This window comes from Mesorhizobium sp. CCNWLY176 (genome assembly GCF_037153935.1).
GTDB classification, from domain to species: Bacteria; Pseudomonadota; Alphaproteobacteria; order Rhizobiales; family Rhizobiaceae; genus Mesorhizobium_M; species Mesorhizobium_M zhangyense.
Window position 1 is genome coordinate 1 of the sequence record NZ_JBBBDZ010000040.1, and the last position, 723, is coordinate 723.

1 protein-coding gene is annotated in these 723 nt (G+C 55.6%); it reads right to left on the reverse strand.

Going from position 1 to position 723, the window contains the following annotated elements; translation table 11 throughout:
- Positions 1–3: 3 nt before the first annotated feature.
- Positions 4–702, reverse strand: a complete 699-nt coding sequence (locus WBQ96_RS28245) for an IS6 family transposase (protein ID WP_336556346.1) — start codon at positions 700–702, stop codon at positions 4–6.
- Between the last annotated feature and the right edge of the window lie 21 nt (positions 703–723).

Sequence of the window (723 nt, forward strand, 5' to 3'; positions counted from 1 at the left end):
CAATTATGCGGCAAGAATTTCGAACTGCTCAGCCAAGGATAGATTCGGATTGAAGGCGTATCTCGCCTGTCGCTTGCGCATCATATGGACCATCTCGATGCCGGACAGGATGATCGCGGCTGATGCCTGTGATTTGAAACCGAGCATTGGCCGGACGCGACGCTTGATGCGCCGATGATCCTGTTCGATCCGGTTATTCAGGTATTTACTCTTGCGGATACGGATCGGTTTGAGCCGGCTCCGAGCGCGATCCTGCAAACGATTTGTGGTGTCACAGGAAACGATAGCCTCGTGATTGGTTTGGCTACCATCGATGACAACGCGGTCGGGCCGGCCATGACGTGCCAGCGCTTTCCTGAAGAATCGCTTGGCTGACGGCAAGTCGCGCTGCTCGCTGAACCAGAATTCGACCGTGTCGCCTACACTGTCGATGGCGCGGTAAAGGTACATCCACTGACCACGGACCTTGATGTACGTTTCGTCGATATGCCATTTGCCGGTCACGCTCCGCTTGCGCCGGTTGAAACGCTCCAGCAATAGCGGTGCGTAGCAAACGGTCCAGCGGTGAATGGTCGTATGGTCAACGGCAATGCCCCGCTCGGCCATCATTTCTTCCAGATCGCGCAAGCTCAGACTGTAGGCCAGGTACCAGCGCACGCATAGCAGGATCACGGACTGATCGAACTGGCGGCCCTTGAACATTCAATCCTCCAAAATGTCAGA

Coding starts and splice junctions, on each gene's coding strand:
- WBQ96_RS28245 (WP_336556346.1), bottom strand. CDS start 702: ATGTTCAAGGGCCGCCAGTTCGATCAGTCCGTGATCCTGCTATGCGTG.